General features: G+C 64.3%; 12 protein-coding genes. 6 read left to right on the top strand and 6 right to left on the bottom strand.

Going from position 1 to position 13,105, the window contains the following annotated elements; translation table 11 throughout:
• The first annotated feature begins 16 nt into the window (after nt 1-16).
• Nucleotides 17-682, top strand: coding sequence for an O-methyltransferase (locus XI09_RS34165; protein WP_271570783.1), 666 nt, complete (start codon nt 17-19; stop codon nt 680-682).
• Between the two features lie 596 nt (nt 683-1,278).
• On the top strand, nt 1,279-2,154 hold the full coding sequence (locus XI09_RS34160) for an alpha/beta fold hydrolase (RefSeq protein ID WP_271570782.1): 876 nt from the start codon (nt 1,279-1,281) through the stop codon (nt 2,152-2,154).
• Nucleotides 2,155-2,203: 49 nt separating this feature from the next.
• On the opposite strand, the gene XI09_RS34155 is transcribed toward XI09_RS34160, so the two are convergent.
• Nucleotides 2,204-3,106, bottom strand: coding sequence for an AraC family transcriptional regulator (locus tag XI09_RS34155; RefSeq protein WP_271570781.1), 903 nt, complete (start codon nt 3,104-3,106; stop codon nt 2,204-2,206).
• Nucleotides 3,107-3,419: 313 nt separating this feature from the next.
• On the opposite strand from XI09_RS34155, the gene XI09_RS34150 reads away from it, so the two are divergent.
• The 4 genes from XI09_RS34150 (at nt 3,420) to XI09_RS34135 (ending at nt 7,577) form a co-directional block, all read left to right on the top strand.
• Nucleotides 3,420-4,133 carry an SDR family oxidoreductase gene (locus tag XI09_RS34150; protein ID WP_271570780.1) on the top strand — a complete coding sequence of 238 codons (714 nt, stop codon included), beginning with the start codon at nt 3,420-3,422 and terminating at the stop codon, nt 4,131-4,133.
• Between the two features lie 61 nt (nt 4,134-4,194).
• Nucleotides 4,195-4,836 (top strand): HD domain-containing protein, encoded by a 642-nt coding sequence (locus XI09_RS34145; protein ID WP_271570779.1) that lies wholly within the window; start codon nt 4,195-4,197, stop codon nt 4,834-4,836.
• Between the two features lie 348 nt (nt 4,837-5,184).
• Nucleotides 5,185-6,591, top strand: a complete 1,407-nt coding sequence (gene pcaB, locus XI09_RS34140; RefSeq protein ID WP_271570778.1) for a 3-carboxy-cis,cis-muconate cycloisomerase — start codon at nt 5,185-5,187, stop codon at nt 6,589-6,591.
• The gene (locus XI09_RS34135) at nt 6,588-7,577 is read left to right on the top strand and encodes a Bug family tripartite tricarboxylate transporter substrate binding protein (RefSeq protein ID WP_271570777.1); all 990 of its coding nucleotides are present in this window, start codon (nt 6,588-6,590) and stop codon (nt 7,575-7,577) included. Before pcaB ends, XI09_RS34135 begins: the two co-directional genes overlap by 4 nt.
• Nucleotides 7,578-7,749: 172 nt before the next feature.
• Here XI09_RS34135 and XI09_RS34130 read toward each other — a convergent pair whose 3' ends face one another.
• The 5 genes from XI09_RS34130 to XI09_RS34110 form a co-directional block, all read right to left on the bottom strand.
• Nucleotides 7,750-8,547 (bottom strand): adenylate/guanylate cyclase domain-containing protein, encoded by a 798-nt coding sequence (locus tag XI09_RS34130; RefSeq protein ID WP_271570776.1) that lies wholly within the window; start codon nt 8,545-8,547, stop codon nt 7,750-7,752.
• A gap of 123 nt (nt 8,548-8,670) precedes the next feature.
• The gene (locus XI09_RS34125; RefSeq protein WP_271570775.1) at nt 8,671-9,876 is read right to left on the bottom strand and encodes an adenylate/guanylate cyclase domain-containing protein; all 1,206 of its coding nucleotides are present in this window, start codon (nt 9,874-9,876) and stop codon (nt 8,671-8,673) included.
• Between the two features lie 109 nt (nt 9,877-9,985).
• On the bottom strand, nt 9,986-10,570 hold the full coding sequence (locus XI09_RS34120; protein WP_271570774.1) for a HutD/Ves family protein: 585 nt from the start codon (nt 10,568-10,570) through the stop codon (nt 9,986-9,988).
• A 227-nt stretch (nt 10,571-10,797) separates the two neighbouring features.
• Nucleotides 10,798-10,965, bottom strand: a complete 168-nt coding sequence (locus tag XI09_RS34115) for a hypothetical protein (RefSeq protein WP_271570773.1) — start codon at nt 10,963-10,965, stop codon at nt 10,798-10,800.
• Nucleotides 10,932-13,019, bottom strand: a complete 2,088-nt coding sequence (locus XI09_RS34110; RefSeq protein WP_271570772.1) for an adenylate/guanylate cyclase domain-containing protein — start codon at nt 13,017-13,019, stop codon at nt 10,932-10,934. The genes XI09_RS34115 and XI09_RS34110 overlap by 34 nt, the downstream gene beginning before the upstream one ends.
• Between the last annotated feature and the right edge of the window lie 86 nt (nt 13,020-13,105).

Raw genomic sequence — 13,105 nt, 5'->3', positions numbered from 1 at the left:
GCAGTCGAGGTTGCAGATGGTTGAGAAGTTCACACGCATGGATCAGCACCTCTACGCGTACCTGCTAGCGCATGAACCGCCAGAACATGAGCAGCTGCGGGCATTGCGGCAGCAGACACAGAAAATGCCCGACGGCCGCATGCAGATCACTCCCGAACAAGGTCACCTGCTTGGGTTATTGGTGCGGCTGATGGCTGCTCGCCGTATCCTCGAAATCGGCACCTTCACCGGCTACAGCACATTGGCAGTGGCGCTGGCGCTGCCTTCGGACGGGCACATCGTGGCCTGCGACACCAATGAAGAGTGGACGAGCATCGGCCGTCAATATTGGCAACGCGCCGAAGTGGTGGAAAAGATCGAACTGAGGATCGCGCCGGCTCTCGATACGCTGGCGCGGCTCGAATGCGAACGCGGAATGGACCAATTCGACCTTGCGTTCATCGATGCCGACAAGACAGGCTACGATGCCTACTATGAAGGCGCGCTGCGGCTCGTTAGACCAGGCGGCTTGATCGTTTTGGACAATATGTTGCGGCGTGGGCGCGTTGCCGATCCAAATGAAACCGATGCCGACACAGTCGCACTGCGGGAACTCAATGCGAAGATTGCCAGCGACGACCGTGTCGACCACGTCCTTCTCCCCATCGCCAGCGGAATGACGCTGGCGCGCCGCCGGCAATGAATAGCCCGCAGTTCGAGGCCTTATCGCCGCCCGTCGCAACTATGCGTGGCGGCTCTCTATGCCACCAGTTATCCGCCAGAAACCCCGTGAACAAACCCGAACAAACGTGAATGATCTTGATCGGGAAACGCTGATTTTGCTCGAACTTCCCGATAGAGTCCTGCGCTCATAACGGTCTGGTTGCAGGTTCGAGTCCTGCCGGGCCTACCACGCTTCGCCCTGCTACGCGTGGCGCCGCCACAGCAGGTCGCGCGGATTAAGATCGAAATATCCAAATCGGGCTCGGTTCGTACGAGAAACCGTCACCGGGTAGCGGCTAGATCTGTCGCGCCGGGCGAATGGAAGTGCGCCTGTTCCGGCCATCGCCACCGAACTTGATAAGCGGCGCGCGTCAGCCGAACTGAAGCCACTCCCGCCAGGTCGCCAGCCGCAAACTCAACCAGAACAACCTCGGAAGGGATCGCGAGATGGACTCTTTCACCGATGGAAATCCTGCTTCCCGCCGCGAATTGCTGCTTGCGACCGCCGGAGGCCTGGCGCTTGCTTTGGCCCGTCCGGCCCGTGCAGCTCAAGACAAGGTGAGCGTTGAGGCGCCGATGACGTCGCCCGTTCCCTATGTCGAGCATCGGATATCTCACGGCGGCCACATCATTTACGCGCGCGACTATCCCGGCCGGGAGCCGGCTTTCGTCATGATGCATGGCTTCCCGGACAATCTTCACATCTACGATTATCTCGTGCCGCATCTGACGCGCGCCGGCAGGCGGGTGGTCGTGTTCGACTTCCTCGGGTTCGGCCAGTCGGAGAAGGTCGCGGCGGAAGGCTTTCAGTACACGTTCACGCAGCAGGTCGGAGACGTGGCGGCCGTCGTCGATACGCTGAAGATCGACAAGTTCGTTCCGGTCGGCCACGATTCCGGCGGCCCGTGCGCCGCCAACTACGCCCTCGAGAATCCCGATCGGGTGGCCTGGCTTTGCCTGCTGAACTGCTACTATTCGGACTCGCCGACATGGCGACTGCCGGAAATCATCGAAGTGTTTGGCGACCCCTGGCTCAAGGAGCTTGCCCAGGCATTTCTGTCCAGCCCCGACAAGATGGACTGGCTGATCACGTTCCAGGACAACCATTTTCAGGTCAACATGCCGCCGAATTTGAGGGAGCGCTTCGTCGGCATCGTGCGACCGATCGTCAACGGCAACTTCGCCGCCGGAGCCGGCCCGGCCTTTGCGCAAATGACCTCTCAGGTGCGTGAAAGCGTGGCCTATAATACGTCGCGGCTCCCGGACGTCCGCCGCTTCGCCCCGAAGGTCAACCTCATCTGGGGCGTGATGGATCCGTATTTGACCGCCGCCACGGCCGCCGCGATCGCCGCGAACTATCCCCGCAGCGAGGTCAAGCCGGTCGACGCCGGCCATTGGCTGATGATCGACAAGCCGGCCGAGGTGGCGCAGCTCCTGCTCATATCGGGCTAGTTTCGCGGTCGCCCCGGCTTGACGCCCGAGCGAGCCGAAACACGAAGATCTACCGGAAGCCTTGCCTCCGGCGCCACTGAGCCGGGCTGAGGCCTTCCTCCCTGAGGAAATGCCGGCCGAGATGACTCTGATCGAAAAATCCGCATGCAAGCGAAATCTCGGCCAGATTTTCAGGAGATTGACTCATCAATGACTTCGCGCGCGCCACGCGCCGTTTCGTGATCCATTGATGAGGCGTCATGCCGAACGACGTGCGAAAGGCGCGCGCGAAATGGCTGGCTGAAATGCCGCATTCCCGGCTGAGCGCCACGATGGATGGATCGCCTGCCAGATTGGTTTCAATGAAGTCACAGGCCCGGCGGATCTGCCACGGCGCCAACCCGCCTGTCGCACGGGCGCCCCTGGGAAGACCGCCATAGGTATGGACCACGTGGTCATGCAGAGCCAACGCGATATATTCCAAGAACGCCGTCGTCGTTCGCGCGGGATCTGCAATGGCCGGCGATACCGCAAGAGCCAAACCGTAGAGGATCGGATCATCCTGTCCGAGATACTTTGCATGGAGTCCGCCGACACGAGGCAGGCCCCTTTCATACGCAGCGTCGTCGATGGACGCCTGCGGAATGTGAAAACGTATGCTGTCATAGATCGCGTCCAGGCTCACCTCGTTCCTGGACGTCAGGTCGAACAGATAGGCCTTTCCCGGCGACTGCACGACCGACTGACGCCGGCCGTCGATTGAGACGAGCGAATATCTCGCAGAGATCAGGGGGATGTTGAGTACAAAGGCCTCCTCTCGAGCCGACGGGGTCGAGAGCCCGGGCCTGGATTCAAAACTCCTGAAGCGCGAGAAGGCGATTTGCGACGAGCCCACGATTCGCGCAGCGAGCGTCGGCGGCGGCGGGATCTTGAATCCCCGGCCAATCGCCGCGGAAATGCGGTCGGCGAGCACGCAAACAATCCCTTGTTCTCTGTCGGGCCGTCCACGAGCTGCTCATCAGGGAGCACCGCGACCGGCCGACGGTTAAATCTTCACGAGAACGTTAGACGAGGCCGGGCGGATGGTACCAACGGAGATGGTTTCCTACCAGAACCCATCGCCGCGTAACCCTATGGTTCAGCCCAATACACGTGCCTTTTGACAAAGGTGCGCCTTCGGTTCCGAAGGGGCGTCGTCGGAACGCCGCCGCTTTCGGTCCAGCAATTCATCGGCCGGAGTTGCGCCGCATTCGCCTGAACGCGGGACCTCGGAAAGGTAGCCTGTCATGGACATCAAGAACGCAACCGTCTTCATCACGGGCGCCAATCGCGGCCTGGGCCTCGCCTTTGCACGGGAGGCACGTCGCCGTGGAGCCGCGAAGGTCTACGCGGGCATGCGCAACACCAGCGGCTTCGAGGAAGCCGGTGTTGTCCCGGTCAGGGTCGACGTCACAGACAAGGCGTCGATTGCAACCGCCGCCGAGCTGGCGGCGGATACGACTCTGCTGGTCAACAACGCCGGCATCGCCGCCCTGATCGACGGGCCTCTGGCGCCGGACGTCGAAGCCCAATCGGCGCGGATGCTCGACACCAATTATTTCGGCGTCGTGCGCGTGACGCAGGCCTTCGAGCAGGTCTTGCTGGCCAAGCCACATGCCGCCATCATCAACGTGCTTTCCGACATCGTCTGGCTTCCGCGGCCCTATCTGACGCCCTATGCCGCATCAAAGGCGGCGGCATGGAACTTCACCAACCAGCTGCGCTTCCACCTGCGCGAACGCGGCGTCCAGGTCCTCGGCCTGCATGTCGGTTTCGTCGATACCGACCTGACCAATGGCATCGACGTGCCGAAAGCCAGCCCGGAGGACGTGGTGCGCCAGACCTATGACGCGCTGGCCGCCGGCAAGAGCGAGGTGATGGCCGACAAGGGAACGGCGATGCTGAAGGCTACGCTTGCGGCTGAAATGCCCGGCTACATCACCCCGCCGGCAGGGCTTTGAAGGTGACGGATGAAGCGGCGCCCGACCTGAAACTCCCGAGCCCGGATTCCGAGGAGGACACATGAGCACGGTTGCCAGCATTGGAGGAATTGCTGCTCCGGATTCAGATCTCGCGCGCAAAACCGCTGCGCTCGCCGAGCAGGCCCATTCCCGGGTGCTGCTCAACCACGTGCACCGGACGTGGTGGTTCGCCGAGTTCATCGGCAGGAAGAGGGAGACGAAATACGATCGCGAGCTCGTCTACATCGCCTCGCTGCTCCACGACCTCGGCCTTTCGCCATCGCACGCCGCCGACAAGCGGTTCGAAGTCGATGGCGCCGATGCCGCCAGTCGCTTCCTGGCCGAGAACAAATATCCGAAGTCGAAAGCCGAAATCGTGTGGGATGCAATTGCCCTTCACTCGCTCGCCGACATCGCAGACCGCAGACAGCCGGAAGTGGCCCTCGTCCATTTCGGCGCCCATGTCGACGTCATGGGACTCCGGATGGACGAAATTCCACCATCGCTGATCGACGACACCCTGGCTCTCTATCCGCGGATCGGCATGAAGGCGGCATTCACGGAAGCTCTGGCCGAGGTCGCCAGAAAGAAACCGCATACCGCGATCGGCACGGGTCTGGCTGACATCGGCCGCCGCCTCGTGCATGGCCTCGAGATTCCGAACGTGTGCGACATCATCCACGCCGCGCCTTTCGAAAGTTGAGGCCGGGACACGACGCCCTGAATTCAGCGGCAAGCCCGGCGATGGCGGAACGACAAGTCTGCGGCCGACGCCTCGGCCATTGATCGCTCCAAAGCCGCGTTCTTCGATTCAGAACGCACATATCTCAACAATGCATTTTTGAGAGATGAAGAGGTGACCTAGGCTCGATCGATACTGAGCCATACGGTTGCGCAATGGGGCGTGACGGCGGAGGCACGGATACCGACCGATGCGGCTAATTTTTAAGCGGCGATTGCTCTCCAGATTATCAGACCACGTTCGCGACGACGGGACGCTCGTGACAGAGAGCGATACGACCGCTCGGCGATCGACGATCGTGGCATCGCCATGCTGAGTTTCGAGCCCGCGACGGTCTTCAGCAGCCGCCACCTTGCCGACATTTTCAGCACCGCGCCGATGCGCGCCATTTTCGGCGAGAGCAACTCACTGGCCTCGATGCTCCTGGTCGAGACTGCGCTGGCCAGGGTTCAAGGGCAGCTCGGAGTGATTCCAGCCGAGGCTGCGGCGGCCATCACGTCCGCGGCACGTGCCGAGCGGCTCGATCTCGACGAACTGGCCGCGGGCACGTTGCGCGCCGGCCTGCCGGTCGTGAATCTGGTCGAGCAGCTGATCCGGCTCACCGGCAACCCCCATGGCGAATTCGTCCATTGGGGCGCCACGAGCCAGGACATCATGGACACCGCGCTCGTGATGCAGATTCACGACGCGCTCGAACTCGTCGAGCGCGATCTGGAGAGCCTGATATCGGCGATCACGGAGCTGGCACGAACCCACCGCGACACACCGATGGTCGGCAGGACCAAGCTTCAACACGCAATTCCGATCACCTTCGGCTTCAAGGTTTCCATCTGGCTGTCGGGCCTGCTCCGCCACAGGGAACGTCTCGCCGAACTCAGACCAAGAGTCCTGCAGGTTCAGTTCGGCGGCGCCGTCGGCACCTTCGCCTCGCTCGGTGACGACGGCGATCGCGTCCGCGCCGGGCTGGCCCGCGAACTCGGGCTCGCCGAGCCGCTTGTGGCATGGCACGCCGCGCGCGACGCCTTGGCCGAGACGGTTTGCCTGCTCGGACTGATCTCCACGAGCCTGAGCAAGATCGCAACCGATGTCGTGCTGATGGCACAGACCGAGGTCGGCGAAGTGCTGGAGCCGGGCGGCCAGGGCCATGGTGGCTCCAGCACCATGCCGCACAAGCGAAATCCCATCATCTGCGAGCAGATTCTCAGCACCGGATCGGCGTTGCGCCGTCTCGCAAGCGCCATGCTCGATGCCTCGGTCCACGACCATGAACGGGCGACGGGACCGTGGCAGGCCGAATGGTTGCTGCTGCCGGAAGCCTTCATGCTGATCGCCCGGGCCTTGGGAAACGCCATCCGGCTCTGTACCGGACTCGTCGTCAGACCCGATGCGATGCAGGCCAATCTCGGCCGGACACAGGGACTGATCGCAGCCGAGGCCGTCATGATGGTGCTCGCTCCGCACGTCGGGCGCCATCATGCGCACGAGATGGTGGGCGCGGCCTGCACGCACGCCATCGCTTCGGGCCTCACCTTGGCCCAGAGCCTTGCGCGCGATCCGGCCGTGACGGCCCACCTCGCGCCGCACGAGATCGAAGCGGCCGCGGACCCGGCCCGGTACGTCGGCCTGTCCGGCCGCGAGGTCGACCGCGTCCTCGCGGCATCCGCCGATCGGCCGGGCCGCGCATTGCCAGAGCCGAAACGGAGCGGGACCCCATGAGGCTGCAACGCATTCGCCCGTTCGTTGCCGCAGCTGCGGTGCTGACAATGCTGAATGCGGCACAGGCCGAGGCTCCGTTTCCGTCACGGCCGATCACACTGGTGGTCCCGTTCGCGGCGGGTGGCCCGAATGACGTGATGAGCCGGATCGTATCCGAGCACATGTCGCGACAATTCGGGCAGCCGATCATTGTCGAGAATGTCGCTGGGGCGGGCGGCACGACCGGCTCGACGCGCGTCGCCAAAAGCGCGCCCGACGGTTATACGCTGGTCAGCGGTCACGTCGGCACGCATGCGGCATCGGTCGCGCTGTATCCGAACCTGCGCTACGATCCGCTGGTTGATTTCACGCCGATTGGCCTGGTCGCGGAAACGCCGATCCTCGTCGTCGCCCGCCAGGACCTCGGTGCGGACAGCATGGCGTCGTTCATTGCGATCGCCAAGGCGCGCGGCCCGGACCTCACCCTGGCCCATGCCGGTGTCGGTTCGATCAGCCACATCAGTTGCCTGCTGTTCACCGGCGTGGTCGGGTTCAAGCCGGTCGGGGTACCCTATCGCGGATCGGCGCTGGCGATGACCGACCTGATCGCAGGCCGCAGCGACTTCAGCTGTGCATTGCTGGGTGACGTTCTTCCCTTCCTGGCTGACAGCCATTTGCGGTTTCTGGCCGTCTCGGCGCCGGCACGCGTTCCGCAATTGCCGGACACGCCGACGGCGACGGAAGCGGGGCTCGCAAGGTTCGTCGCGTCGAGCTGGTTCGCATTCTACCTGCCGAAAGGCGTGCCGGACGCCATTCGCGACCGGTTCACCGATGCGCTTCGCGCGGCGCTCGACGACGATGGCGTGCGCAGAAGGCTCGAACAGGCAGGATTGATTCTGCCGCCGCCGGATCGGCGGGGCCCCGCACCGCTCAGGCAGCGGATGACCGAAGAGATCGCGCGCTGGCAGGACATCGTCAAAACCGCGCAGATTCGGCTCGATCAATAGAGGCGGCCGATCGCTCTCGAGATTCCGAATGTGTGTGACATCATCACGCCGCGCCTTTCGAGAGTTGAGGCCGGCAGGACACCCTGAATTCACGGGCAAGCTCAGGTGGACCACCCGCCTTGCGATCGGAGGCATCGTGCGACTGATGCGGGCTGTCCCGGTCCGGCCCCCCTCACCCCTCCACCCTATACAACCGCCACCGCTCCGGCACGCCCTTGAGCTGATGCACCCCGTGATCCCTGAAGCTGATCGTTGACTGCGTCTTCAGCAAATCCTTGACCGCGCTCGACACCAGAACTTCGCCGGCGCGCGCCTTGGCGGCGACGCGGGTGCCGATGTGGAAGGCGAGACCGACCATTTCACCGCCGCTGATGGTGTATTCGCCGGCGTGCAGGCCGACCCTGATGTCGAGGCCCAGCGTGCGCACGGCTTTCTGGATCGCAGTCGCGCAACTGATGCCGGCCGCCGGCGCCTTGAACGTCGCCAGCACGCCGTCGCCCGTCGTCGTGACTTCCTTGCCGCGCGAGGTCTTCAGCTCCTTGCGGACGGCGGCGTAATAGTGGCCCATGATCTTCGTCCAGCGCGCATCGCCGAGCTTCGCGGCCTTTGCGGTGGAGCCGACGATATCGACGATCAGGATGGTGGCGAGTGCCTGCTTGGGCTCGGCGCTGCCGCCGGCCGACCGGCGCCGGTTCGCAATCGGCCCGGTCAGCGGCTCGTAGCGATGGTTGCGGCGCCGCGCGATCGCGGCCTTGGCATAGTCCTGGGCACGCTGCGCCGTGCCGCAACGAATGGTCTTCTCCTGCGGCAGACGCGACCAGTAGACCTTGCGCCCGTCTCCGGCGCCATGGACCTCCACGGCGCCCCACTTCAGGAAAACCGCCGAGCCAACGCGCCTGACACACCAGGCCTTCGACGTGTATCCGGAGACGTTGGACTGATGGACTCCGATGCGAAGAAATTTTGGCATGAACGCGCGGCCAATCGTGGGAACGTTTGGGCTACCCAGGGTAAAGCGTAGTCGGACATTCCCGCGTTGGCAACAAGACTCCCCGATCCAGGATTTGCCGATGGCGCTCGCGTCAGCTCGCGATCACGTCGTGGAGCGCGGCTCAAACGCAAACAGCTCGATCGGTTCGCTGAATCCCCGCACCTCGTGTTTGCCCACCCGCTCCAGCTCGAACTCCCGCTCCGCCAGCTCGGCGAACGCGCGGGACAGCAGCACCTTTTTGCCCAGCTGCTTGGTGAGCGCCTCGAGACGCGAGGCCATGTTGACGGCGGGGCCAATCACGGTGAAATCGAGCCGGGTGGTCGAACCAATATTGCCGTACATGACGTCGCCGACATGGACGCCGATGCCGTAGTTCAGCGGCGCGCGGCCGGTGCCACTGTTCCGCTCGTTCAGAGCTACCATCGCCGCTCGGGCCTCGGTGACGGCATGCAGCAGGTTTGCGCAGGCATTGGGCTGGCTGAGCGGGAAGATGGCGAGCAGGCCGTCGCCGATGAATTTGAGGATCTCGCCGCCGTGCCGCGCGATCGGCTCGGACATCGCGTCGAAATAGTCGTTGAGGAGGTCGATGACGTCGTCGCGCGGCCAGTTGTCGGAGATTTTCGTGAAATCCCTGAGGTCGCAGATCATGATCGCGGCGCGCACCGTAGTGCCGGTGCCGCGCCTGGTGGCGCCGGCCAGGATCAGCTCACCGGCATGAGAGCCGACATAGGTCTCGAGCAGCGTTCGCGCCAGGCGGTTCTTGATGCGGATTTCGCTGACCAGCGCCAGCACCGGCAACAGGTTCTTCAGGGCGGCGATATGCGCATCATTGAACCCGCCGGGGCGGTCGGTCGCGAAGGTGATGAGATGACGCTTGCCGAGGGTGTGGTAGAGCGGCCAGGCCACATAGTCGGTCAGGCCCTTGGTCCGCATCTCGTCATAAAGCGCGTGCTTGCGGCCGAGCGCCGGATCGCGTTCGAGGTTCTCGCGCACCTCGGTCGCCCCCTCGAACATTTCGTTGGCAGGACTGCCGATGAATTCGGACCGCCCGCGCACGTCATAATCGACCCGCGCGATCTCGGCCTCGCGCATGCCGTCGGACCACATGAAGCGGGCCCCCAGCCATTGCGGATGATGGATCAGGACGTGAAGCGTCGACCGCTTCAGCGGAATGCCGGCCTGCTGGAGGCGGATACACATCTCGGCAAAGATATTGTCGATGAAGCGCTCGTCGCGGGTGCCGTTGGTCAGCCAGTCGACGACGCCGTCGGACAGCGTGGCGGGCGGATTCTTGTCTGGCGCGTTCATATCCTGCCCCTTCGCGGCGGTCTGCACGTGAGCAGATATCGTGCTCCGGCGCGACCGCGTCAACCTAGCCAGTTGCCCGGATTGTGCACATCGGCCGCGCGGTTGCCGCCTAGCCGGCGAGCCGGATCGATCCCAGCACCGCCAGCCCCGAAACGAGCGCGAGCTGCGATGTTTCGGTCAGCTCGACCTTCAGCGTGCTGCCGTGGGGGATGACAAAATCCTCGCTATTGAGACGAATGCTGCAATTGCCGGAAACCGCGTAAACCAGATGCGTGCCGGCAGACAATGGCCGAGCGCCGGGCTCCCGGAGCGCCAGAAGCTCGATCTCCGCTGCACCGCGCCGGGCCATCAGGTTCACGACCTCAACGGGACCGGCCTCGAGCTCGGTCACGATCGCGAGCTCGCCGGTGAATCGCACGGTCGTGAACGGCTCGCGCTCGTCGAATTCCTGCCCCGGCGCTTTCAGCACCAGCCCGCGCCCCGCGACGACCATCTGCAAGCGGTCGATGCCGGGCATGTATGAGAACGGACCGGGCGCCACGATCGGCGTGGACGCAAAGCGCCACAGCAGGCTGTCCCAATCCTTCGCTGGGCTACCTGCACGATGGGCGTCCGCGATATCGGTGAAGATGCCGCCGCCGTTCTTCGAGGGCGAGCGGGTGTAGTCCTCGGATTTCAGCAGCGTGGTTTTCATGTCCTGGAGTCCGTCCGGAAAGGCAGTGGCCCGATATCACAATGGCCCAAGGCTTGCGATCCTGGAACAGAAAATCGCGATGTCGTCCTGGCGAAAGCCGGGACGACGTTGGGGAGATGCCGCGTAGTTTCGTAGCCCGCATGAGCGTAGCGACATGCGGGAACGCCTGTCCCGGATGTCGCTTCGCTGATCCGGGCTACAGATCTCTACAGATCTCTACGCGTCCCTCACTCGCCCTTGCCGCCCTTCAGCTTCGGCAGCGTCTCGACGATCTTCTGCTTGCCGTCGATGATCTCGGCGAGGAAACTGGCGCGGTCGATGGCCCGCGTTGATGCAGGACGCCCGGTCCTCGCCTCCGCGACTATTTTGTCCTCAGCGCCGCGATCGGGCGCCACGCCGCATCGGGCGCGGCGGCAGCAAGCTGCCGGCAGCGGTCGCGCATGAGTTCGGCCGGGCGATCGGCGCCGCGCTCGCTCAGAACGGCTTCGAAATCGGCGAGCGCGTCGGCAAACCGGCGCGAGCGGTAATTGGCAAGACCGCGTTCGTAGTCCTCGATCCATCCCGCCGCGTCCGGGCCTTCATCCGCGATTCCGATGAGCTCGTGGACGGAGAGCCCCTCCTCTCGTCCGTAAACCGCAATGCTGTCGATCTCACGCGAGACGATGGCTCCGCGCGCCAGACGTTCGGTCGCCTCGCCGATCAGGATTTGCGTTCCGTAGGATTTGTTGGCGCTCTCCAGCCGGCTGGCGACATTCACGGCATCACCGATCACGGTGTAGTTCAGCCGCAGCTCCGAGCCGATATTGCCGACCAGCATGCGGCCGGAATTGATGCCGATGCGGATCTGGAGCGGCTGGCCGAGATCGTCGGCGACGCCAGACTCCTCGATCGCCCTGCGGCAGGCCAGCGCCGCGCGGCAGCATCGCACAGCGTGGTCCTCTTGCGGCTGCGGCGCGCCCCAGAACGCCATGACGGCGTCGCCGATGAATTTGTCGATCGTTCCGCCGTTGGCGACGATAATTTCCGAGGTGAGGTCAAGATAGCGCGACAGCAGCGGCACCACGCGGTCGCCCAGCCGCTCGGACAGTCCGGTGAAGCCGGCGATGTCGATGAACATGACGCTGAGCTCCTGGATGCTGCCGCCGGGCCTTGCCTCGACGCCCTGGCGCAGCAGCGCACGGACGAGATCGGCAGGGATGAACTTGCGGAACGCGGAGAGACCGGACGCCATCTCGGCAATCGCGCCCGACAGGCTCGCGATTTCCTTGAGCCGCGACGGATGGCGGCGGACCTGCTCCAGCGCGAACGCCTCGACATGGCGAAGCTCGCCGACGACGCGGGACAACGGCGCGGCGATGACCGAACGCGCCAGCATTGCCGAGGCCAGCGCCGCGAACACAGCGCCGACGGCAAGACCGAGAATCAGGCGCCGCAGCGTCGTCTCGACCGGGCCGAGAAATTCGGCCTCGGGGATCACGGTCGCGAGCGACCAGCCGGGAAACGGCAGCGGCGTCAGCGCAACCTCGTAGGCCGCGCCGCCTGACGTGAGCCGGCTACGCCAGGCCTCATTGCGGCCGGCCTCACCCGCCTTTTCGAGCGCTGCGCGCGCGAGCGGGAGCAGCGTGGTGTCGCCGCGTGCCGGATGCAGCTCGTCGGCGTCCTTGTCCGGCGCGGCGACGAGCTCGCCGCTGCCATCGACGATGAAGGCCGTTCCCGTGCGACCGACCTCAAGCTGCGACAGGAAGCGCGCAAGCCTTGTATATTCGATGATGACAGCCAGAACGCCTTGCCGCTCCTGATAGACGTCAATCGGGCCCGCAAAGGCAATCGACGGCCGCTCGCCGGTCGGATGGCCCATGACCCTGAACCATTGCGGCTCGTCCCCGGTGAGCCCGACCTTGAACCAGGCCTGATCGGCGACACGGAAATCAGTCGGCTCGAAGCGGCGATTGGCAAATTCGATATCGCCGGGCACGACGTCATATTCGTCGACGCGGCGCTGACCGGGATGATCGGTCAGCGAGATCTCCATCATCTCGAGGCGGCGATCGCCGAGCTTGTGCGCAGCGAAAAATGAGCCGTCGGGCCAGCCGAAAGCGACCCAGGAGATCGTCGCCTGAGACTGCAACTGCGACAGAAAGACGAACTCGCGCTTGTCGGCTTCACGAGTATCGAGCACGTTCTGGAGGAACAGGGTGCGGATCGCGGTGTGCGCGGCGCGCGCCTCATCGACGATCGCCGAGACCTCCTTGCGCACCGCCGCCACGATCTGCTCGTTGATGGTCGAAGCGAGCTGCCGGCTGGTCGCCTCCGCGGTGCGCCACCACAACAAGCTGGAAAAGGCAGCCGTCAGAAGGATCGCCGCGAGCACCAGTGCGGATACGGCGAGACGGATGCTGACCGTCAGCCTTGCGATCGCCTGAAGCCGCCGTCCGGGATCAACATTCATCGCCGTTTTCGCCCTCGCGGACCTGCGCATCCTCTGACATCGCTCTACGCCGCCGGCCGTCATTCGTTACGTCTGGCAGGTGCGAG

This window comes from Bradyrhizobium sp. CCBAU 11386, assembly GCF_028128955.1.
Lineage (GTDB): Bacteria > Pseudomonadota > Alphaproteobacteria > Rhizobiales > Xanthobacteraceae > Bradyrhizobium.
The sequence above is the reverse complement of the archived record's forward strand: the minus strand, read 5'-3'. Positions and strand labels throughout refer to the sequence as shown.